This window comes from Paenibacillus sp. OK003, from assembly GCF_900109515.1.
Taxonomy (GTDB): Bacteria; Bacillota; Bacilli; order Paenibacillales; family Paenibacillaceae; genus Paenibacillus; species Paenibacillus marchantiae.
Genome location: NZ_FOBD01000002.1, coordinates 1 through 21,197, shown reverse-complemented (window position 1 = coordinate 21,197; position 21,197 = coordinate 1). Strand labels below are relative to the sequence as shown.

The following is a 21,197-nucleotide window of genomic DNA, read 5'->3' as shown; positions in this document are numbered from 1 at the left end:
CCAGGCTTCTCTAATTCAAGAGAGGTCTGGCTCTTCCGATTACAAATGTAAATTAAAATTATTTTAAAATTTCCTTTAGATATTCCGCTAACGCATCAGCAGTCCTTCGATGAGATAACTCGCCCGGATGACTTCTGGCGCCTACCGTCTCCTCGGTTGTATTGGGAAGCTGTACCACCGAGACTTTCGTATCCCCAGTCTGTTTCGTATAAGCATCAACAGCTCGATAGATCGCTGGCATCATCGGGAATCCAAGCATGCCGTATGCCCATACGAGATGCGCTTCTGGATTGTTTTTTCGAAGTTGAACTAGGAATCGGGTCACGGCATTTTCAAAAGCACCCAGATCCTCTTCATGATAAGTCCCGTCTTCGTTCAGGCGTTGCTTGTATACCTTTCCGGTAACGGGGTCCTGCCACGCCGGAGTTTGAAATGCCCCTGCATCATTGCTTCCCAGATTAACGACCACTACATCCGGCTGCCAGGAGTTAAAATCATACTTGTCCCCTGCGCCAAGTGCTGCGTTCTTATCTCCGGTCACCAATCCACAGACCTGCTCGTAATAATCAGGGATGTTGGCATTCGGATTGTTATCCCAACTCGTCAGCACACCCCAGCCGCTCTGCGAGATGACGCGGTATTCTGCATTCAGCGCTTCTGCTGTCATAGCTGTATAATTATGTATGGCACTGAACCACATCGGAATCCAATCCTCTTCAGCTTTGGCCCCGATCGCACCTTCTCCAGATGTAATACTGTCGCCGATAAATTCAATCTTGTACGGTTTTTCCTCTACAGGCACGAAGACTCCATCTGATTTCACCGCATGAATCTGCAAGGAACAGCCCGGATCTCCATTCATGGCCTGTACATCTTTGACGATGCGTACATTTTTCACCACATTCTCGTTCATACCTCGGAATACGCAGATCCAATACCTTCCCGCCGTTAACATCTGTCTGCTCACCGGGACACCATTAATCAGAATGCTGATCCAAGGTTCATACAGGTCATAATCAGACTCGATTTCCACCCACAACTCAGAGCCTTTTACATGAAATTCAACCGCACTTCCGGTCCAAAACAAGGTTAAGGGCGACCATTGTCCTGTCGTTCTCCCATGTACTTTGAGATTGCTGACATCAGACAACGCGTACGTTTTCAGTTTCTCATTAGCCTTCACGATATATTCCTCCTACAGGATTAATCGATATTATGCAAAGCCTGAAGGGCTTCCTCTTTGTTTTTCAAAAAGAAAACATGCTTGCCATGGTTGCACTCATAGATGAAGTCTCTGAGGCTTTTGCTATTGTATCCGGCAAAATCTCCGACTATGGCCAGCTTCACCTGATAGTTCACGTATTTCTGCAAAATATCACCTGCAAGTTTGGTCTTCAGTTCGAAGAAATCTTCGGTGAGATTGGATTTATCAATCAGGATTTTATGAGCGTCATCCGTGTATTTCACGGAGGCCATCAGATCCAGAGCGTCTTGAGTATTGTTAATAACGATGTCATTGCTTTCAATGATGGCAACCTTGGAGCTGCCCTGTTGATCAATAGTTATATTCATTTTATTTCTCCTTCCCCACAGCTTTTCTTTTATACTATCTCGCAGTTCCATAGTGAAAGCAACGACTTTTTGAGCGTGTTTACATATTCATTTGATCCCTCCGGCTACTATAGATATTCCTATGATTGTAATTATTTACAACATTTCTTCTGCTATAATGGAATTGTTTCCTATGAAGCTTAATTTCTTGTGGACTTCTCGCAGAAAGAGGGAGTTATTTATGGACATGAAGTGGTTAGAATGGGCAAAACAAATACAGGCTATCGCCCAAACCGGATTAACCTATGCCAAAGATATTTACGATATTGAACGTTATGAAGAATTGAGACGGATTAGTATCGATATCCTAGCCAACCACACTTCGGTTAACAAAGAAAAAATTGCACTCACATTTGCAAGTGATTCCGGTTACGCAACACCTAAAGTCGATATTCGAGGTGTTGTTTTCAGGGAAAGTAAGATACTGTTGGTTCGGGAAAAAATAGATGGAGCGTGGGCTTTACCAGGTGGATGGGGCGACATCGGCCTCTCACCATCGGAGGTAGCCGTGAAAGAAATGAAAGAAGAATCCGGGTTCGATGTCCTGCCGATAAGACTTTTAGCCGTATTGGACAAGAAATTTCATGATCATCCACCCGAACCCTATCATGTATATAAGATGTTTATTCAATGTGAAATTGTAGGAGGAAAAGCTGAAACAGGAGTGGAGACCAGTGCGGTTGAATTTTTCTCGTTGGACGAATTGCCTGAGCTTTCATCGGAAAGAAATACGGTTGAACAAGTTAAAACCATGTTTGAGTTTCTTGACCAGCCCGATAAAAGAGTGATTCTGGATTAAATCCGTAAAAATCTCCCTATAGCGACGATGGATAAACCCATCATACCATTGGTCCACGGTACATCGTCTGCGGAAGGGGATTTGGCTGGATTATCCACGATCATGATAGAAAGCGTCGTCTGCACCGTCTTCCTTAATAAGATTCGCTTTAGGAATGGATACAACAAACGCGGAGCCCCTATCGCCTTGCGGCGCTGATTTCACGCTAATTCGGCCTTCCAGAGACTGAACGATATCACGTACATGGGACAGGCCAATTCCGGTTGATGCAATGCCCACTTCATTGAATTTGGTTGTATAACCCGGTTCGAAGATCACGTCTCGCTTTGCCTCGGGTACACCTTTCCCAGAATCGATAACCACAAATTGCACATCCGCTCCCTCTTCCAATACTCGAATCCGAATCGTTCCGTCGTTCTTAATGGCTTCCACGGCATTGGCGATCAGATTATTCATTACAGTTAAGAGAGGAATATAGTAAGGGGAGCCGCAATCATATTGTTGCTCGATATGGATCTCAATCTTCTTGTTCAGCATTTCACTATATTTCCGATTTCCTTTGGTCGCAAAGTTCAGCACCTCGGAAAGGCTCATATTGACTGATTTTTCGCTATCGTACAATTTCAACAGACCTGCAAGGATACGTTGGGAGTCTTTTTTGACCTCATGAATCTGTTGAGCAATGCCGAGCGTCCGCTGGCTGTATTGGTTCAAGTCCTTCTCTCTGAGATCCCGATATAAGTCGTAGCTGTCCACGGCAATGCCTTCAATCGTATTCATGGCTTTTTTCAGATAAAAGACTTCACCGTACAGACCTGAGTTAACGCTCAGCATCTGCTCCATCCGCTTCTCCTGCTCAGCATGCAGCAGTCGCATCTGCCTCACCGCAAAGCTGTTATAAAGCCCGATGATAAAGTAACTTCGCAAACCACCGAGCACCAGCAGATAAAGCCATTCTTTCATATAAAAGATATTGGTCCCACTCAACACACCGCGAATGAATAGCTCCACGAGATTCGAGGAAAAATCAATACACGTAATCAATCCACCCAGCACAAGAGGCGGTATCTCATGGAATCTGTTCTTGAGTTTGCTGAGGCCATAGGTGAACACGACATAATACATTCCCGCGCCCAGATTATCCTGCATGCTTTCGATGATCGAGAGCGAATGGACATGATTCAGTAAATCAGCCGATTGAAAAATGAAGTTCGCAATCCCCGCCAAAATCCCCGTCTTCACATAAGATAGATGCGGCATAAGCATCAGCAAAAATAAAAGTATACTTACACCCAGACCAATCCGGAAGTAATCTTCTCGAAAAGGATTTATTTTAAAAAGCGCTCCCACAGCTGTAGCCAGAGCAATAGCAAACATTTGCACATTTTCGTTTCGAACCCAATTGCGCATGATCATAATCCACCCACCATACATCCGATTAAGTAAAAATACTAACATAAGAAGAATCCTTTAGAAATCCTGTGGCTTAAAATAGTTACGATTTTTGATTTTATAAAATTTAATTGTATACTATTAAATACATATCCATTATCTCAATCAGATGAACAAAGAGAGGATGATTCCGCATGTCGGATACCAATCAACTATTCGGACAAGCCCTGGTCAAATCACTAGTCGGAGAACGCGGACATATTCGTATTGCACGCGCTCTACCGGACATTAGCGTAGAACTAGCTAGTCGCAAACACGAACATATGCCATACAGTATCTATCAATTGGTGAAACATATGCATTACTGGCAACAATTCATGTTGGAGCATTTGGAAGGAAGAAAGCCGCAGCTTCCAGCAAATGTGATGGAGAGTTGGCCAGAAGAGACGGGTCCTCAGGATGAAGCAGCGTGGGAGGCAGATATTCAGGCCTTCCTGGACGGGGTAGATCGAGCAGTAACGATTGCCGAAACGGTTCAGTTGGATGAGCCACTGCCGTATTTCCCAGGCGAAACCAAAGCAGGACTTCTGCGCAACATCGCGTCTCATAACTCGTACCATCTGGGCGAGATTGTGCTGCTGCGTCGCTTCTACGGGGCATGGCCACCACCAGGAGGCGGTTTCCCGGCCTAATGAACGGAAGTTCTCCTGTATAGTTTCTACTATCACACAAAAAATAGCCTGCTACCTTTATGTCAAAGGTCCAGGCTATTTTTTAATCTTCCCGATTCATCTTTTCAAAAATGTTTACTAATTGGGCACGATCTTCTTCGTTCAGTTTCTGGAATAAATTCTTGCGCAGCTTCTGCCCCTCCAAGATTGCTCTTTCAAGGACTTCGGCCCCTTTGTCGGTAATGCTCAAATATATTATGCGTCGGTCAGCTTCATCTACGATTCTGACGGCTAATCCCTTGGCTACCAGCTTATCGGCTAAATAGCTGAGCGTTGGCGGAGTCAGGCCCAATAGTTTGGCAATATCCGAAGGTCGGCTTTTTCCATTTTGATTCAGATGACTGAGTACAAGCACATGAGAGACGCCGAGGTCCTCATTAAACGATTTGTTCCACTGTATAATCAATTTATTGGTGAAATTGTCCATGTTGTGTATGAGCTCAAAAATGTTCTGTTCTTCCATATGATCCTCCTCGTAAAAATACAACAACAGCCCTCATTAACTTAAGGGCTGTCATCATTTTACACGCTATTGGGCTGAGTATCCACCATCGATAACCAGCTCAGATCCTGTAATGTACGAAGAATCATCCGAAGCCAGGAACAGTGCAGCGTTGGCAATATCGATTGCTTGCCCCAGACGTTGCAGAGGCGTTGCCTGAATAAGTCGGTCAAGCAATTCCTTCGAAGTGTTCAAGGCTTGCGTCATTGGTGTTTCGATGATCCCCGGGAAGAGAGCATTCACCCGAACACCCTGACGACCGAAGGTTGTCGCTGCCGCTTTGGATAATGCGCGTACTGCGCCTTTGGATGCCGAATAGTGGTTAAAGCCTTGTCCAATCAAAGCGGTGTATGAAGAAATATTGACGATGGAACCTTTCTTTTGTGCTGCCATATAAGGAGCTACATGCTTCATGCCAGCAAATGGGCCAAATCCATTAATGGAGAGCATTTTCTGCCAATCCTGTGCATCGATCTCTTCAAATGGTTTCTCTGAAGAAATGCCTGCATTGTTGACCAAAATATCAATTTTACCAAAGCGTTCTTTAACGACTTTCGCTAATAACTCCCAATCTTCATCGGAGGAAACATTCAGCTTCATTCCGTACACATTCTCTTTTTGGCTTGCTTTCTCCAGTGCTTCCTCATTAATGTCTGCAGCAATAACGATGGCGCCTTCCTTTGCAAAGAGATCCACCATACCTTCACCAATTCCGGAAGCTCCACCTGTAATAATAGCGACTTTATTATCTAATCTTCCCATATGAAACGCTCCTAACATATTTTATTTATACGGCGCTGCTTTAGTTGTTAGTCGTATTGTGTAGTTTCATAAACTGTTCAAAATCCGGAACGGTTGGATTGGCAATATAATGGCCGCCCTCAACCTGGATGGTCTGTCCGGTAATGAATTTGGACTCATCTGAGGCCAGGAATACGACGGTGTATCCAATATCATCGGGCTCACCGTGATAAGGCAGTGCGTTATATTTTGCGAACATATCCAATACGTCCGGAGGCATATTGTTCTGGGCTGCCGGGGTCAAGATCAATCCGGGCGCGACAGCATTGCAACGAATGTTATGCTTGCCATATTGGGTGGCAATATACCTTGTCAGATTCACGTTCATCAGCCGATCCCACTCGTCCAAATCTACGTTAACCACGTCCAAATCCTTCTTCAGATTGGTCAGGCCAACATTGTTGAACAGACTCGTGAGCTTACCATATTGTTGCACCGTAAACTCCACAGCTTCTTTAATCGAAAATTCGTCTCCGGCATCAAGAAAAACGGCTACTGCTTCTCCGCCTTGAGCCTGAATGTTCGCTGCCGCTTCTTTTGCCCCATTGACATTGAAATCAGCAATAACGACTTTTGCTCCTTCTCTCGCCATCAATTGGGCTGCGGACAATCCTATTCCAGAAGCGCCTCCAGTTACAAGGACTACTTTGTCTTTCATTCTCAACATGGTTCTCAAGCTCCTTTCATAAAGAAACCGAAAATAAATAACAGTTCTATTATTTAGATGTCTAAATATTAGATGTCTAAATATTAGCAGAGGAATTGTCATTCTGCAACGCATACGGCCCTGTATCCTTATTTTGGATGCCTTTAGCGAAGCAAGCGAAGTGTTTATAAAAATACAGCCCTCATGGATTTAAGGGCTGTATAGCATCAAGTCTCTTAATCAATGTATTGATCCATATTTTCTGAAAATTTTTATAATGTCACTTTTCATTCTCCATCCCAGAGTCAGGATAAGGCTTGCCTACAGTATCATCTGGTGTCTGAACGTACCACTGGGCATATGTCACGTTACCAGAATCGGATTCCGATTTCTCTGGCTTACAAGTAAACTGGTAAGCAGATATATCCTTTCCGCGTAAGGTTACAGTCACGGCAAGCTCTGGGTCGCCCCAGCTTGGATATTTCCTACGGTACTGTTCATCAATAATTTCACTTTTAAAAGAAGGGCTGGTCATAAATACTGTGGTTTGAGTGAATAGTCGATGAATCTCTTCTTCATCCGGTTCTGTTTTGACCGTATATGCTACTTCGACCCGAGGTGTGGAATAACGAATCTCCGTCTTTTGAATAGCAGGAAAATCTTGCTCGATATCCTGCCGAAATGATTTGACTCCTTCTGAAGAGACGTTGGTATAAGAAGTACATGCCGTCAAGAAAAGAACGAGAGCCAGAATATTCACAACGTGCAATATTCCCGAACAATGTTTGATGCCAGACATATAATCACCTGCTCTTTATTTGAAATACATGAATCCTCCGCCTAATGTACGGTTACCTGCTATGGCATCAAAATGAGTTCGATAATTGATACTCCTGCGTTGGCCCCAGGTCGAAACAGCGATCCATCTGCTGTCTGTAGTATCTCGATAATACTTGGTAATCGTCATCCAATGCCATTCGTATTCGTAATCATCAAATTTGGAAAGATTGAGGGTTGCAACAGGAGAATTGAGGCTCAACCCCGCTTTTATATAGGCAGCTGTGTTATCTAGCGTAAATGCCGAATTATCCGTAACTCTACTCAAATTCACCTTTTTATCCTTTGCATAGCTTTCCACTGCGGAAGCAAAACCGCCCACCGAAATTTTACCCAATATGCCTGGACTTACGTAGTCATACATCTTATCCATATGTGCCAGAAAATCCTGCTTAGATGTCGTATTACCAATATACAAGGTACTGTAAACTGAAGGATTCGTAATTTTGGCCAAGTAATTGGTAATATTGGCCGCTGCAACCGGACCACATCCCCGTTCTTTATGCGTATTTTGAGAGTACCAATTCTGGTTTCCTCCATAACTGTAACCCGAACCATCCTGTACTGGTACAAACATGGATTGATTGGCTTCAACAGTAAGACTTACTTCTTCTTTGGCAACCGCAGCGGTAGCCCGAGCGCTAATATCACTCTGTAGAATTTGATCCATGTATTCCCGATTTTCTTCAGATCGGATAGTTTCATATTTTTGATGTAATTCCTCCATATTGACTTCAACTGCTTCAGTAATATCACGCAAGGATTGAAAATTATCTTCCATTCCAAAGTATTGCTGATGGCCCTTGTCTGTCACTTGAACCATATAATTCATTGGTGGCACAAATACTATTTTTCTTTCTTCAGCTTTCTCCATAATGGACGGACTGGATAACGATTGGTGAAGCCTTTGTACGACTGAGTCATCTATAAAAATATCATATGCATCATAGCCATCCTTTAGCGCTCCTACTGAAATATAACCAATCTCTCGATCTCCCTCGACTAGAGGGACTGCGTAAGCAATAATCTGATTATTCAAATTGTAGAGAGGAATCATATTGGTTGAAGCTTCAATAATACGATCTTTGGTTTGAATATCATTGGCCATATAACCCTGTATATGCTTTTGCGCAATTTGCAGAACCTCCGGTTCAGACAACATTTGAGGAACCGATTCTTTGTTTTCTTCGCCCTCTTGTACAATTATGTTTTGATCAGGCTGGATGGGACCTGCCTTAACAGAAGAGACAGGTAGAAATGAAAACAGCAAAAGGAAAATCATAACATAAATATACCGTTGCATTTTATTTTGCATAAGAGCCTCCTAATATAATTACAATATATTTACATATAGCGCCTTAATTTTAATTCAACAATTCAACACAGTCATACACCCAGCCGGCACTTAACCAATTGCCCAAATCGCTGGAGCCGCTAATTGGCGTAATGGTTATTGTGTTAGACCCATTAACGAAATAGGATGCTGGTATATTCCAGGAAAAGGTTGTATTGTTGCCCCGATAGGTGCCAATCGTAAAGCTGCGAGAATTCGGTTGGGATGAAGCTGCCGGATTCGTTAGCGTCTGACCGTTAATCGTTACGCTGGGTCTTCCATTGTTGTATGCTGCCGTAATACCGATGTTAAGTACATGCGAAGATGCAGCTTGGGAAGAGTTCAGGCTAAAGGTAACGGTTGTGGGCGAGTTTTGTCCACGGAACTGAATCGCAGGGAACTTGTTGGTTGCACTGCCGGTTGCATAGCTGACAGGGCCCCAGCTCGGATTACGGCTATCGGAAGGGTGACGGATCGGAATCGTCTGGCCGTTCAGGAACTCCGATGGCGTACCGTCCCAATTCCCAATGCGCCAGATGCTGGATGCTTTACTTGGGTCATTGTTGATCGTACGTGTATTCAGCGCTGTCGTTGATCCTCCAGTGACGTTCACACTTTCCGTATAGACGGCCAGTTCCCCCTTATACACCGTCATGGTGTATGTACCTGGAATCATGCTGTATTTGGCAGCTGCCCCGCTCGAAGAGGCATTCACCCAATATTGGGCGTTGCTATTGGCAAAACCAACTGTATACGCATAACCCGTATCCATGCCAGAGAGCCCGTTAAGCACGACATTACCTCGGCTGGATACCCAACCTGTCAGGTTCAGACCCGACATCCAGCTAAAATCAGGTACGCTTGGCGTTGCACCGGTGGTAAAAATCAAGGCATACGGCCCATGCAGACCCATACGCCAATTTTCGGTCTGGGCATGTCCCGAATTCATGTAATTGTACACCTCCGTATCTCCACCGCTCTGGAACTGAATATCACGGAAGAACGGACCTCCCGAGCTTTTCTCCCGATCGCCATAGGCCATGAACACACCCACACCACTGCCCGTAACGCCTCGAACGCTTAAATCCTTGGCCTGATCGTTGCCATAATATTTTGACGTAGTCTGCCCATTGGCGTAACCAAAAACGTCCTGGCTTTCAATCGCCCCTGTATTATTTCGAATATTGGAGTTGGCCGGAACCCCTGTCAATACGCTGCCGTTGCCCCGGAAAATATAACGCAATTCACCCACAGACGGTTCTGCTGTGACATACGTCGCCATATAAATTATGTTCTCACCGCCCCGTGATGCATAATAGTGGGTAAGCGTGCTGGTTGAGACGGTGATCAATACGGTTGATCCCGAAGGAGATGTACTCCAGGTTACATTGGCTGAGCCCAAACCAGAGCCGATATGTGACGCCTTGCTGGAGCCGTTCAGCTCCGTTCCGTTCATTTTGGCAGATATGATATCGCCATTGGTTTTATTCACCGTGTATACCAGCCCTGCTCCCGTGTTCACTTCAACCCTCGACCCGTTATCCGTAACATAGATGGTAGCTGCGTGTCCGGTGGATGTTGGGTATAATACAGCTGCTGCCATCATCACCAGGAATAGAAACGAACTGAATCCCTTCTTCATTAAACGTCTGCTCACGAGCGAATCCCTCCCTGGAATCGTTTTTTAACATTTTCGTAATGGGTCAAAAACAGATTTAAATATCGTATAATAGATAGCTGAACTCTAAGTGAAGCGCTTACATTATAATGTATGACAAACGAGCTTGTGTCTCATCTCGGTAATTCTGCTGTATGCGGAATATCCATGGGGTCAACTTTCTTCCATATCAACCGCTTATAACAACACCTCCTGTATAGGAATAATCTGCATCCAACTTACTGGTAATATCATTTAAATAATACCATTATATTACATAATGTTGCAATGAAAATAGCGAATGAGAGATTTCCCAACTAAAAAGCTGCACCCTTTGTTACGGATGCAGCTCTACAATATGTTATAGAACAGGAAGCTATAACCTTCTTTACAGTGAAACCTCAAAGGTTTGCAGGTTGATTTTCCTCATTCACCAGGCCTTGAATAAAGGTCTCCACATTGGGTGCAAGCCAAGTGATCTTGTTGCCTGCTGCTTTATTCACATGAACCACCTCGGGCTCACCGGCATTGCCGGATTCACGGTAATCCAGCATCACAACCTCAGACTCGGAGGGGCACTCACACAAAATGACACCAATTTCGGGGTAACCGCCCTGCTCAATAATCACTCGACTGCCCGCTGCTCCACACAATGAATGTGCCTTCTCCCGTCCAACACCCAGGATATTCGAAATTTCAACTTGAATCTTCCCATCATTCTCCGCCAGGCTAACCGGAAAATACCGATAGTGGGGCACACCACCATTATGTAGTTTCATCATGTTCACATAGAATGTCGGCAGCTTGAACACCAGCTGCTCTTCCACTGCTTCAATTTGCTCATCGGTAGGCGGGGACAATACATATTGATCGACGTTTGCTGGACTGTCATTCCAAAAGCTCGTCGATTCCGGAGTGATACCAGGTGCAGCTTCTATGGTGATTCCAGTCACAGAGTGGACTGTATCCACGGGCTCCTCTACCGCTTCCTCTGTAAGCTCGTCTGCAGTTTTATTCCGAATCCATTCCAGGAACTCCTGTGTATCCTCATCTCCCGGCTCCAATCGGTCTGCTGCTTCGAAAGCTTCTCGCGCGTTCTCATATTGCTCCAAATAATAATACGCCAGACCCATGCGGTAATGCCAAAGCGGGTCATTCTGTCCCTCTGTTTCAACCGACAGAAATTGCTCCACTGCCTCCTGATAGCGCTCCAAATTATTCAGCGCTCTGCCCAGATGGTTGACCAGAATATAATCCCGCTCCTCTTCCGGAACCTCTGTAATCGCATCCACAATCTCTTCAAATTCATCCTGTTCATGCCAAGCCTCTAGCCGCTCCAAGAGTTCATCATTCATTGATCTTGCCTCCCTCTCTTTTTCCTTGTAGAAATTATATCATTTTGTGTGTCTTGATTTAAGTCAATGCCCCTCAGGCCGCTCCTGATTAAAATAAACATCAACCCTATCGCACAGGAGGCTATCTTACTTATGTCTACATCCATACAAGAACATTGTTACGAGCGAAAGGCTGCTGTAACTACAGGAATTACGCTCATTATTATGGCCCTGGCTGCATTTTTTTCCTATAGTTATATCCATGGAAAACTGGTTGTACCCGGCGATGCCAGCACTACATTCAACCAAATTACTGCATCCTATGGCCTGTTCAAGGCCGAGATTTTGGGATGGGTCATCATCCTGATTAGCGATGTTATCGTTTCGTGGGGGCTGTATATTTTCCTAAAGCCTATTCATCAAAACCTGTCCCTGCTCGGAGCTTGCCTTCGTCTCACCTATTCATCGCTCTTGGGCATCGCCATTCTGAACCTGCTCATCGTCATGCTGCTCACGGGAAATTCTGATCAAGCCTTGCTTCCAATAGAGCAGACGCAAGCACTGATGATGCTCTGTCTGGAATTATTTGAACGGATTTGGTCGGTGGGCCTTATCGTTTTTGGTGCACATCTGTTGATCGTGGGCTATGTTGCTTTAAAATCAAACCGTATTCCCAAAACGATCAGCATATTGGTACTGCTCGCTGCTGTAGGCTATATTGTCATTCACCTATGCAAAACGTTTCTTTCCCCATATGATGCCCTGATTACAGTGCTTCAAATGGTATTTGCTATACCCATGGTTGCAGGAGAACTGGGCTTGGGCATCTGGATGCTGATTAAAGGTGGAACGCAATCCCCAAGAGCATGATGCCCTGTTTATCTACGGAACACATTTTTATCGATCATCACGGCTATGAACTCGCTTCTTAATTCTGCTTAATGACTCTGGGGTGATTCCCAGATAACTGGCTAATTGATGTTGAGGTACACGATCGACAAGATGGGGTCGTTTTCGCAATAACGCTTGATATCGCTCTTCCGGTGAAGACGCAATAAATGATGTCCATTCATCCTGAACCTGGCCCAGGTTTTCCTCTACCATCTTGCGTATCATCGTCTCCAATTGAGGATATTGCAGAATAATGTCGTTCTCAGCTTGAAAATCACCAACAACCAATACACAGTCCTCCAGGCAGGTTAAGGTATAGGCCGATGGTTGATTGTGCTGATGACGATTGAAAATGGACACCGCTTGTTCCTCAGTATAGAAATTGGAGGTCACTTCTTTGCCAGTTTGATCTATCGCGTACTGCCGTACACATCCCTTGAGCACAAAATAACATTTGGCGGGAACCTCCCCTTGTCTAAGGAGCACGGTTCCCTTTTTATAATCCTTCACGAGGATATCTTCAACAATAGCCTGCTGTTCCTGCTCGTTAAGAGATGTGAATTGACTCATATATTTGAACAGTATGCTTTTCATTTATACCCCTTTCATCTAGCACGGTTCAACTTGTTTTGACACAGTCTCTTTTTATCCAGGCTAACTCTTCCAACGACGAACTTCATTTACTCTCAAAATATCTCTTTTTGCACACCTTGGCAAGATTGGTTCACACAGCTAAAAAAGAAATAAGAGCGCCACCCGAAAGGTAAGCGCCCCAATATTCATCCAGCACCGTTCTTCTTATAGTATGCTATTTAATCCTTTTGAGAAGGATTATCCACCAGTTATAGGTGCGATCCGCCGCTTGCATCGAGCAGTTGTCCCGTGACCCAGCGACTGTCCGGCGAGGCCAGAAATGCAGCAATATCTGCAATATCTTCTGGCTCACCCCATCGACCAAAGGCGGAAAGGCCAGCCGCATATTTTTGTCCCTTAGTGTTCTGTAACGTCCCAGCATTCATCTCGGTATTAATAATTCCCGGCTGAATGGCGTTCACCGTAATATTGCGGCTCCCTAACTGCTTGGCAAGAAGCAGCGTAAACGTATCAATCGCGCCTTTTGACATGCTGTAAGTAAACACTCCCGGGGAAGCAACCCTGGTCACAAATGAAGAAATGTTAATGATACGACCCCCATCATTGATTCGGGACAGAGCCTGCTGCGTCACAAAAAGTGGTGCTTTTACATTCAGATTCATGACCTCCTCGTAGGATGCTTCTGTCGTCTCCTCGATCCCAACGATAAAACCATATATTTTCATCGTTTTTACCGCTCAGACATGATGATTATCCTCTTCAAAACCATATCAAAAAGGCAGGATGGTCGCATTACACAAACCATCCTGCCCTTTCCATCTTTCAGGAAACGCTATTCTCTTCAGCTAAGCCTTCCACTATCGCTCAGAGCATATACAATCTTTCAACCACTAAGTTTACAATCCTTCAATAAGTGCCTTGATTGAGCTGTCGCTCTCCAGTGCGCGGATAATCATCGTCACGGCCTCAGCCCGTGTAGCTTTGCCGCTTGGCGAGAACACGGAAGAGGATAGCCCTTGCACCAGATTGGCCGATGAAGCCTGCGTAATTGCCTCCGCTGCCCAGTTACTGCTGTCCACATCACTGAAGCTTGTCGGAGCACTAGTAGCAAGTGCGTTTAGATCAAGCACACGAGCAATAATCGTCACCATCTCAGCGCGGGAAATCGTCGCACTTGGTTTGAAGCTGCCGTCTGCATAGCCGGTAATGACTCCCTTGTCAGCCAGGGCATTGATATATCCGGCAGCCCAGCTTGACTTCGTATCTTTGAAGCTGGCCGAAGCCGAATTCTCGCCAAGGCCAAATGCCCGGGCAATCATTGCGGTAAATTCCGCTCGGGTGACAGACGCATTAGGCCGGAACGAACCATTCTCGTAACCATCCACCACGCGCAATTTCACAGCAGCTCCGATGCTTCGGTTAGCCCAGTGACCCGAAATATCGCTGAATGTCTTTTGTTCATTTTTCGTCGCCGCAATGGCTTCATTAACCGTCTTCAGCACGGTTTCCTGGCTTACAACACCTGATTTGAACGGATTCACCTGTGTTGCTGGCGGTACCGTTGGTTCTGTTGTAGGAGGCGTGGTAACCGTACCCGAATCTGTGCCTGAACCTGTTGATGGTGTGGAAGGTGTTGGTGTAGTGACGGAGCCACCACCTGTACCCGGTGTAGTCGGCGTTGTGCCCGGACTTGTTGTGTCCGTAATCGCCAGGGCGATGCGGTTGTTCTCATACTTCACCTGTGCATTATACTTGCTTGGCAGGCCATCCACCTGAACAGAGGTGAATTTTCCGCTTTGCTGATTGGCGCCATGGCTTACCAGCGTAATCTCACCCGAGCCAGGTACATAACTGCTGGCAAAATTCACATGCAGTGTTCCGGCGGTGTTCACCGTACCTTTAACGTTGAGCACGTCATTTGCGGAAGCCACGTTGAGCTCCAGCGTACCGTCAGCAGCCTGCGCGAAGTTGCCTTCGATGTTCCATTTGCCAGTTACGCTCTCGGTAACCGTACCCCCGTTGTTGACCACATCGCCACGCCCGAACGCAGTAGCTGTATCGCCTTCCAATGTACCCGCGCTAACCTGAGTACCACCAGAGTACGTATTCGCCCCCCGCAGTTTCAATGTACCGCTGCCTTCCTTGGTCAGCTTGCCGGTACCGGAGATGTTATTCCGCCAAACGTCCACCGCGTTAAAACCACCCTTGCTCGTATCCATTACTACCGTTACATCGCTGTTAAATGCACCATATCCATCTGCCGCAGCGAACAGATTGAGGCGCCCCCAGCCCTCGGGATCATCAAGTACAGGATAGCCTGAGGCAATTCCGGTTGTCGCCAGTACCGCACGACGCTGATCCGCACTCAGGTAAGGCTGTCTGGTCTCAAGCAGCACTTCTGCGCCTTTAGGGACTGGCATAGGCTCCGTTGTGGAACCGATCTGCGGGAAGCCATAGGTCAGACGCTCGGTATACTCAGCCTTATTTTTCTCATAGTCGGTAAATCGGTCTTCTGCTGTTCCGTTCTCCTTCAACAGTACGTTATGCGCCTGATCGTAAGCTGCCTGCTTCAATTCAGCATTCTCCGGATCATTCAGAGCACCTGCTGCCAGGGCAGTTGCAAGTACACGACCGCCCATGACATCCAGCGGAGAGTGCATTCCGGCAACAACTCGGTTGTTGCCCATTTCCGAAGCACGAGTTACCAACTCCTGAAAACGTTCAGGCACGGCATAAGCGAATGCAATTGCGGCAAGGTAGGACGCATTGGTATGCCCGCTCGGGAAGCCACCATCCGATGCCGCCTCTGCCTCATCTTTAATTGCTGGTCTCAGCGTTGGCACAACAACCTCATGAGTATTCAACCAGCGGAACGGACGCATATAACTGAAGAAATTTTTGGAAGGGTTGGTTGACGCCGCATTACCGCGCAGGGCTCCGACCAGATCAACCATTTTACCTAGATCGGAATCGGAACTTCCTGCTTTGTTCGTGGTATTACCGTCGTCATACTTCTTCGTTGTGGCATCGTCCGGGATACTCGTAATGGTCGTATATGTTCCTGATTTTTCACGATATACATCAGCCAGTGAACCCAGACCCTCGGTTGCACCGTAAGTTTGATTTGTACGATCGGTATAGTACGCGGCGTCCTCCTCCGCTTGAGTGCGGTTTGCTGCGATATCCGCTACATATTGAATGTTGTAGTCCAGTATGTCGGGCTGAACCTTAGTGCCATTGTTCCAGGAAGAACCTGGTGTCCAGAGATCCAGGAACTTGGACAATGTACCAAGAGCCGGGTTGGTCTCAAGTGTAGAGTTCGATGAATTATTATTCTTATACGTATCTACAAAATAACCCCAAGCCGGCTCCTGCGGCAATGGAACTTGCGAATCAATTGGCGCCGCAAGCGCAGCATTTGATGCAATTGAATTGGATATGAGCACGACACCCATAGCAGCGGTCAACATTTTCTTTTTGTTTTTGTTGGCTTTCGTTTTCAAATCTTTTCGACTCCCATCGTTTTGTAGTTGGTCTCGAATCGGTCTCAATGTAGCACCCGTCACGTTGAACCAGCAATAAAACAATTTCGCCATTGTATCAATTTCGGAGCAATATCGCCTGTTTTCGACATTTAACATTCCCTTCATATAAATCGTGAACTTTGATGGAATCAGGTAGTGTATAATCGTCGCCGGGAGGAATGCCTCATGAAAAAATGGAGCTCCGCATGGGCGGGTTTGGCGATTTCGTACGGTTCCATCGTGGTCGTCATTGTGCTGCTTATATGCTCTTTCTTCTATATCTATTTCTCGCGCAGTTACAATGAGGAATTACAGAACAAGAATCAGCTGATTCTTGAAAATACAACACGAACCATTGAAGGAACGATCCTGCAAAGGGTGCAGCAGATCTACCTGGACTTGTCACTCGACAAGTCTGCGGATATTCGACTGTTCGCGGAACCATATACTCGAAGCGGGCTGGACAGCGTCATTGACCTACAGGAGTTACTTAAGTCCAAGGTTGCAGGCAACGCGGACATGATTCAGGCCATACATCTCTATTATCCTGGACATAACATTATGCTTTCTTCGCTTTACGGCCTGCGCTACAACGCCGATCAAGGGGAAGGCTCGGCTTATTATTCAGATTGGCTTCAGGACATGCGGACCAGCCAGCAAAATAGTCTGTGGACAGCTTCGCGCCAGGTGCCGCAGGACATTTTCTCCAGCGTGCCAGGTGGCACAAGTGGCGGCAGCAACGCCCTGTTGACGTACACACACAGCTATCCTTTTCAATCCACTGGCGAGACCGGTGATGTCTATATTGCAATAGATGTAAAAGAAAGCGCGATTAGCAGCATTATAGAGAATATGATGCCCTCACAATACAAAAGTACATTTATCGTTAACCCGATGGGTTATCCCATTAGTAATGCGACTACAGACTCTCTCGGGCAGCTGGCGGAATACAGTGCCAGCATCAAGAAAGCACTACAATCCGGAAACGCAAAGGGCAGCTTTGACGACAACATCGACAATACAGCAGTTGTTGTGTCCTACCAGACCCTGCCATCGACAGGATGGACGATCTATAGCGCAATGCCGGCCAGCTTCTATTATGAGCAGTCGATCATGGTACAGAAGCTCATCCTCGGCATCTGCATGATCGCCATCGTGATCGGTCTGGCGCTGTCAGCCGTTTTGCTCAGAGCCAACTACAGCCCGATCAAACGCCTCGTCAGCCGGATTAAGGACCTATCCGGTCCGGCAGCAACGCAGATTACGAATGAATATCGGCTGATCGACAGTGCCTTCATGCAATTAAACGATAAGGTGAGCAGCCTTGAGGAAACGCTGCTGGCGAACAGTCCGGCAATCAAGCATAACGCTGTACTGAATCTGCTTCATGGCGGCTATAGCCGAGAACAGTGGGCAGAAGAACGGACTACACTAGGCATCTCACATCCATATCACGCATACAGCTGCTTGCTTCTGAATACCGGGGTAGCCCATATGGGACTTAGCTCGGAGAATCTGCCATCCGTCATATCGAGATTTATCCATGGGCTGGAGTCGCTACCCTTGCCAGATAGTCGCCTGATTGCCGAGGAGCTGCCGGACAAGAAGCTGGCAGTTATTCTGTGTACGGATATAGCGTCTGAACCGCTGCTGGACAAGCTGTCCCAGCTTCTATTGTCAGAGGCACAACAGCAGTTTCAGCTTGATATCCAGCTGTCGTCAGGCTCCTGGGTACAGGAGCTGGCCGATGTGCACAGAAGCTTCAGCGAGGCCCAGGCGTTGATGAAATACGCGTATTTCTTGCCCGAGCTCCATATCCTGAAGGACCGCAGCATTCTCCAGCGGGAGCACAATATGGACGAAATTCCGCAGGCCATGCTTGCCAAGTTCAGGGACAAGCTTCATGCCAGGCAGCCGGATGAGGCCGTTACCGCCGTTGACCAGTTCATTGCCACGATGAGGGAAGGATTATATCCCGCAGATTATTGCCATTTTATGCTGGCGAATGCGGTATTCGTCTATTCGGATGTTGTGAAAAATGTCCGTTACAAGCACCCCCTTCAGCTCGGTCATCCCGATCTGTATCATGAGTACATCAGTATCGCCAATATCGTGGCATATCGCGACTGGCTCGTGGAGTCGATCAATGTATTTATCGCTGAAACGGAGAAACGGAATAGCGACCGGGCCGTCTCCACCATCGGACTTGCTAAACAATATATTGAGGAGCATCTGTCCGAAGATCTGTCACTGGAGGCCGTAGGAGCGCAGGTGTTCATCAGTTCCAAATATTTGAGCAAGCTTTTTAAAGAGGAACTTGGCGTCACCTATACCGACTATGTCACCTCCCGGCGGATGGAACGGGCCAAAGAACTGATTGAGAACAACAACATGACTATTGAACGGATCGCAAGCTCCGTCGGCTATGGCACCACGGCCTATTTCATTAAACGGTTCAAGGAAATGTACGGCTGTACGCCAGGTCATTATTTACGCAAGACTGCTTCGGCAGGAATCACGGAAGCTGGATCTTAAGGTGAGGAAGGGTTGCGGATGAAAAAAAAGGGATGGCTTCGCGTTACAGCGCTTCTCGCAATGCTGATTCCGGTAGGCATGATCAGTATCCTCAGCGGCTGCGATCTGCCACTCGGGCAGAAGACCACAACGGATAACCAAGAAGCTGATTCGGCTTCCCCCAATCCGCGCTACCACATTTCATGGACGATGCATCAGAATTATCCGGTGCCGGAGGATGCGGAAATGCTCAAGTACGTGGAGGACAAATTCGACGTCGATCTCGATGTGTGGAATCTTGAAAATAACAAATATGAATCCCTTCTCGACATGAAGCTGGCCCAAGGTGCCATTCCCGATCTGTTCCGTATCCGCCAGCCGCAGGATCTGCTCAAGTACCAGCAGCAAGGCGTACTGGCCGAGATTCCTGTGGATATGCTCAACACATACGCCCCGAACCTGATGCGGATCATCCGGAAAAACGCGCCTGCTTACGAAAATGCCGGAATGATTGATGGGGCCTATTATGGTATTCCCGTCATTAATCCGACCAACATCTATCGCACCCCGGTCGTTTTCCGGCAGGACTGGCTGGACAAGCTCGGCCTGTCGGTGCCGCAGACGCTGGCTGATTTTGAGAAGGTGATCTATGCCTTCACCAACGATGATCCTGACGGCAATGGGATCAAGGATACCTATGGCCTGTCCAGCGAAGGCATGAACGTTGTATTTGGCGCCTTTGGGCAAATTGTTTTCGCGGATCAGCTCTACTTCAGCATGAAGGATGGAGAGCAGGTCATCGGTGCCCTTCAACCCGAAATGAAAGAAGCACTGCAATATTTACGCAAATGGTACCGGGACGGCGTGATCGATCCTGAGTTTATTACTGGGGAAAATAAGGGCAGCTATAAACACCTGTCCCACGCCTTTATTAACGGCAGAATCGGAATGACATCGATGGGCAATTATTATCACTGGATTCAGGATGGTGATTACCTGGACTGGAGTTATGGTTCGAATGGTCATGCCGTAGAGACTCCGGTGCAATCGACCTTTAACGTGAAGGAGCTGACCGCCAAGAACCCGGAGGCCCGGGTGGTGTTCGGCAGACCTTTTACCGGACCATACGGGCAGCGCGGCTCCAAGGGATACGATATGTTAATGAGCTTCACAGCCATCGGCGCCCACGCTGTTAAGGAACCGGGCAAGCTTGCGACGATCCTTCGAATTCTGGATGATGTCAGCGCAAACCCTGATCCGAACGAGGCAGCTACCCTGGCCTTCGGCGTGAAGGGCAAGCACTGGACTTGGACTGGTACGTCTACGCAGAACATAGTCATTCTTCCTCCGTACGATAAGATGTTCAGTTATCAGAACGGAATTGGCGCCAATCTGGGCATGACCGTGCCCCTGAAGCAGACCGGGCGACGAGAGCAATGGGCTTCCACCCTCGGCTTGGATCAGGACGGCATCTATAATTCGCTTGAGGTAGCAACCCCCTCCCTTGCCAAAAACGGAGCAGAGCTGATCAAGCTGAAGAACAAGGCCTACATCTCTTTCATTACAGGCGAGAGACCGCTGAGCGAATTTGATGATTTCGTGGAGGAGTTCATGGCTTCAGGCGGCGCGGAAGTACTAAGCGAAGCGAATGAGTGATTGATGTGAGTGAGTGAATGATTGACTGAACCGAAAAGGGGATATCCCATAAGTCATGAATATGACAGGGGACATCCCCTTTTCGTGTTATTTTGTTTGAATGAACCTGAGACACGCTATTCGCTTGCATTTGTCCAGATCTGAGATCTAACGAATCACAGAGACGTTATTTCGTTAATTCGGTCAATTTTTTAGGTTTTGACAACGTTTTATGACGAAATAGCGTTACTGAGGTTCGTTAAATCTTGCAAGCGTTGATGATCTGCCTTTTAAGGTGCGGTAGGTTCGTTGCTATGAACGTTTTTGTCAAGCCCATCACAAAAAGCTGCTTTTCCCCGAAGCCCTAAGCGCGGGAGTCCATATGCGAGCGACGGT

Annotated in this window: 16 protein-coding genes and 3 pseudogenes; 5 read left to right on the top strand and 14 right to left on the bottom strand. The window is 46.8% G+C overall.

The genetic code is table 11. The features are described 5' to 3' along the window. Window positions 1–58: 58 nt before the first annotated feature. Together BMW94_RS02920 and BMW94_RS02915 are read right to left on the bottom strand one after the other, a co-directional pair. Window positions 59–1,183 carry an SGNH/GDSL hydrolase family protein gene (locus BMW94_RS02920; protein WP_090994320.1) on the bottom strand — a complete coding sequence of 375 codons (1,125 nt, stop codon included), beginning with the start codon at window positions 1,181–1,183 and terminating at the stop codon, window positions 59–61. 20 nt (window positions 1,184–1,203) lie between these two features. Beyond that, complete coding sequence (locus tag BMW94_RS02915; protein ID WP_090994317.1) at window positions 1,204–1,572, bottom strand: DUF4180 domain-containing protein; 369 nt, start codon at window positions 1,570–1,572, stop codon at window positions 1,204–1,206. Window positions 1,573–1,792: 220 nt separating this feature from the next. Here BMW94_RS02915 and BMW94_RS02910 point away from each other — a divergent pair, with 220 nt between their 5' ends. Beyond that, complete coding sequence (locus BMW94_RS02910) at window positions 1,793–2,410, top strand: NUDIX hydrolase (RefSeq protein WP_090994314.1); 618 nt, start codon at window positions 1,793–1,795, stop codon at window positions 2,408–2,410. Window positions 2,411–2,500: 90 nt separating this feature from the next. On the opposite strand, the gene BMW94_RS02905 is transcribed toward BMW94_RS02910, so the two are convergent. After that, window positions 2,501–3,826: a sensor histidine kinase gene (locus BMW94_RS02905; protein WP_254790092.1), complete on the bottom strand. Its 1,326-nt coding sequence runs from the start codon at window positions 3,824–3,826 to the stop codon at window positions 2,501–2,503. Between the two features lie 170 nt (window positions 3,827–3,996). On the opposite strand from BMW94_RS02905, the gene BMW94_RS02900 reads away from it, so the two are divergent. Further along, on the top strand, window positions 3,997–4,494 hold the full coding sequence (locus BMW94_RS02900) for a DinB family protein (RefSeq protein ID WP_090994311.1): 498 nt from the start codon (window positions 3,997–3,999) through the stop codon (window positions 4,492–4,494). A gap of 82 nt (window positions 4,495–4,576) precedes the next feature. On the opposite strand, the gene BMW94_RS02895 is transcribed toward BMW94_RS02900, so the two are convergent. The 7 genes from BMW94_RS02895 to BMW94_RS02865 all read right to left on the bottom strand — a co-directional run bounded on the left by BMW94_RS02895 (window position 4,577) and on the right by BMW94_RS02865 (window position 11,664). Next, entirely contained in the window at window positions 4,577–4,996 is a 420-nt protein-coding gene (locus BMW94_RS02895) for a MarR family winged helix-turn-helix transcriptional regulator (protein WP_090994308.1), read from the bottom strand. Window positions 4,997–5,062: 66 nt separating this feature from the next. After that, window positions 5,063–5,797 carry an SDR family NAD(P)-dependent oxidoreductase gene (locus tag BMW94_RS02890; protein WP_090994307.1) on the bottom strand — a complete coding sequence of 245 codons (735 nt, stop codon included), beginning with the start codon at window positions 5,795–5,797 and terminating at the stop codon, window positions 5,063–5,065. Window positions 5,798–5,837: 40 nt separating this feature from the next. Next, complete coding sequence (locus BMW94_RS02885) at window positions 5,838–6,503, bottom strand: SDR family NAD(P)-dependent oxidoreductase (RefSeq protein ID WP_090994305.1); 666 nt, start codon at window positions 6,501–6,503, stop codon at window positions 5,838–5,840. Between the two features lie 259 nt (window positions 6,504–6,762). After that, window positions 6,763–7,281 (bottom strand): hypothetical protein, encoded by a 519-nt coding sequence (locus BMW94_RS02880; protein ID WP_090994303.1) that lies wholly within the window; start codon window positions 7,279–7,281, stop codon window positions 6,763–6,765. Between the two features lie 15 nt (window positions 7,282–7,296). After that, window positions 7,297–8,634: a cysteine peptidase family C39 domain-containing protein gene (locus tag BMW94_RS02875; protein WP_090994301.1), complete on the bottom strand. Its 1,338-nt coding sequence runs from the start codon at window positions 8,632–8,634 to the stop codon at window positions 7,297–7,299. A gap of 49 nt (window positions 8,635–8,683) precedes the next feature. Next, window positions 8,684–10,309 (bottom strand): rhamnogalacturonan lyase B N-terminal domain-containing protein, encoded by a 1,626-nt coding sequence (locus tag BMW94_RS02870; RefSeq protein ID WP_090994299.1) that lies wholly within the window; start codon window positions 10,307–10,309, stop codon window positions 8,684–8,686. A gap of 401 nt (window positions 10,310–10,710) precedes the next feature. Continuing rightward, window positions 10,711–11,664, bottom strand: coding sequence for an SMI1/KNR4 family protein (locus BMW94_RS02865; protein WP_090994297.1), 954 nt, complete (start codon window positions 11,662–11,664; stop codon window positions 10,711–10,713). Between the two features lie 132 nt (window positions 11,665–11,796). Between BMW94_RS02865 and BMW94_RS02860 the strand changes: the two genes are divergently transcribed. Continuing rightward, a complete protein-coding gene (locus tag BMW94_RS02860; protein ID WP_090994295.1) occupies window positions 11,797–12,513 on the top strand; it encodes a DUF4386 domain-containing protein in 717 nt (238 codons plus the stop codon). A 27-nt stretch (window positions 12,514–12,540) separates the two neighbouring features. On the opposite strand, the gene BMW94_RS02855 is transcribed toward BMW94_RS02860, so the two are convergent. The 4 genes and pseudogenes from BMW94_RS02855 to BMW94_RS02845 form a co-directional block, all read right to left on the bottom strand. Beyond that, on the bottom strand, window positions 12,541–13,128 hold the full coding sequence (locus BMW94_RS02855) for a Crp/Fnr family transcriptional regulator (protein WP_090994292.1): 588 nt from the start codon (window positions 13,126–13,128) through the stop codon (window positions 12,541–12,543). Window positions 13,129–13,376: 248 nt separating this feature from the next. Then, window positions 13,377–13,841, bottom strand: a pseudogene (locus tag BMW94_RS02850) (SDR family oxidoreductase); the annotation flags it as partial. A 183-nt stretch (window positions 13,842–14,024) separates the two neighbouring features. After that, window positions 14,025–14,519: pseudogene (locus tag BMW94_RS31215) on the bottom strand (S-layer homology domain-containing protein); the annotation flags it as partial. A 309-nt stretch (window positions 14,520–14,828) separates the two neighbouring features. Further along, a pseudogene (locus BMW94_RS02845) lies at window positions 14,829–16,598 on the bottom strand (phosphatase PAP2 family protein); the annotation flags it as partial. 240 nt (window positions 16,599–16,838) lie between these two features. On the opposite strand from BMW94_RS02845, the gene BMW94_RS02840 reads away from it, so the two are divergent. Continuing rightward, on the top strand, window positions 16,839–19,187 hold the full coding sequence (locus BMW94_RS02840) for an AraC family transcriptional regulator (RefSeq protein ID WP_090994291.1): 2,349 nt from the start codon (window positions 16,839–16,841) through the stop codon (window positions 19,185–19,187). 18 nt (window positions 19,188–19,205) lie between these two features. Next, window positions 19,206–20,822 carry an extracellular solute-binding protein gene (locus tag BMW94_RS02835; RefSeq protein WP_090994287.1) on the top strand — a complete coding sequence of 539 codons (1,617 nt, stop codon included), beginning with the start codon at window positions 19,206–19,208 and terminating at the stop codon, window positions 20,820–20,822. The last annotated feature ends 375 nt before the right edge of the window (window positions 20,823–21,197 follow it).